The organism is Methylacidimicrobium cyclopophantes, assembly GCF_902143385.2.
GTDB lineage: Bacteria > Verrucomicrobiota > Verrucomicrobiia > Methylacidiphilales > Methylacidiphilaceae > Methylacidimicrobium > Methylacidimicrobium cyclopophantes.
Map to the genome: position 1 here is coordinate 1 of NZ_CABFUZ020000065.1, position 1,554 is coordinate 1,554.

A 1,554-nucleotide genomic window follows, 5' to 3' on the forward strand; every position below is an offset into this window, starting at 1 on the left:
CGATGGAGGCGGGGGTCGACGACTTTTTGGCCCAGGCGACCCCGGAGGCGAAGCTGGCTCGGATTCGCCGCGAGCAGGAGGGGGGACATCTGGTCGCGATGACCGGCGATGGCACCAACGACGCGCCGGCTCTGGCCCAAGCCGACGTGGGGGTTGCGATGAACACGGGGACGCAGGCCGCCCGGGAGGCGGGGAACATGGTCGACCTCGACAGCAACCCGACCAAGCTCATCGAGGTCGTGGAGATCGGCAAGCAGCTCCTGGTGACCCGGGGGGCCATGACCACCTTCAGCGTGGCCAACGACGTCGCGAAATATTTTGCCATCATTCCCGCCATGCTGATGGGTACCTTCCCCGCCATCGCCCCCCTCAACATCATGAAGCTGCGGAGTCCGGAGAGCGCGATCATCAGTGCCGTGATCTTCAATGCGCTCATCATCGTCGCGTTGATCCCGCTCGCGCTCAAGGGCATTCGGCTGCGCGGGCTGACGGCCCAGGCCCTGCTGGTGCGCAACGCCACGATTTACGGGTTGGGCGGTCTGGTGGCCCCCTTCCTGGGAATCAAGGCGATCGATTGGCTGCTGGGGCTTCTTCCATGGAGGTAGTCGGTTGGCGATGAAAGGATTTTGGATGCGGCTGCGGATTGCGCTCGTCCTGACGGTCGTGCTGGGTGCTCTTCTCGGGGGACTCTATCCCCTGGCCGTCTATTGGACCGGACGGCTCCTCTTTCCCTTCCAGGCGAGCGGGAGCCTCGTGCGCGCCCCCGACGGAACGATTTTGGGCTCGGCTCTCCTCGGCCAGAACTTTTCGGGGCCGCAGTATTTCCATCCGCGCCCTTCGGCGGCGGGAGAAGCGGGCTATGACGCAACCGCCTCCGGCGGCCGAAACTTGGCTCCGAGCTCCCGGAAGCTCGTCGAGGCGGTCTCCCGGAGCATCGCCGACTACCGAAAGGAAAATCTCCTTTCCCCGGACCAGCGCATCCCGGCGGACGCCGTGACCGCCTCGGCAAGCGGCCTCGACCCGCACATCAGCCTCGCCAACGCGCTTCTCCAGCTGCCCCGGGTGGCACGGGAGAGGAAGATCTCGCACACGGAGTTGCGGAAGGTCCTGGCCCGGTATACCACCAACTCTTGGCTCGGGCTCTTCGGGGAGCCCGTGGTGAACGTGGCGATGGTCAACTGGGCTCTCGACGGGAGGCTCGGAGGACGCTAGAGCGAGTCGTCGACTCCAGGAAAAAGTGGCGGGTCGCTCCCTGCGCGGCCGACCGGATCGACAGACGCATCCTCCAAGAGATCCCGCAGAGGGCAACGGGCCATGTGGACCACCGATTCAGGGGCCCTTCGAAAGCGGGGTTGCCATGGTAGACCTTTTTCCCTAGGTTCCTTGGACCAATCGCCATGCGCCCTTCGATCTTGCTCCGCCGCTCCGCCGCCGCTTCCCTCTTCCTCGCCGGCTTCTTGCCGGCTGCGGCATTCCTCCGCGCCGCTCCGCCCCAAGGGAAGCTCCCCCCGCTCATTCCCCTCCGCGTGCTCTTCGAAGAGCCGAAGCGGGCCT

At 65.8% G+C, this 1,554-nt stretch carries 2 protein-coding genes; both read left to right on the forward strand.

Going from position 1 to position 1,554, the window contains the following annotated elements:
- A partial coding sequence (locus tag FN369_RS01330) for an HAD-IC family P-type ATPase (RefSeq protein WP_142524416.1) occupies nt 1-605 on the forward strand: 605 nt, incomplete at its 5' end.
- Between the two features lie 10 nt (nt 606-615).
- The gene (kdpC, locus tag FN369_RS01335; protein ID WP_142524417.1) at nt 616-1,212 is read left to right on the forward strand and encodes a K(+)-transporting ATPase subunit C; all 597 of its coding nucleotides are present in this window, start codon (nt 616-618) and stop codon (nt 1,210-1,212) included.
- Nucleotides 1,213-1,554 lie beyond the last annotated feature (342 nt).

Excerpts from the sequence above, each read along its gene's own strand:
- kdpC (WP_142524417.1), top strand. The coding sequence starts at position 616 with ATGAAAGGATTTTGGATGCGGCTGCGGATTGCGCTCGTCCTGACGGTC.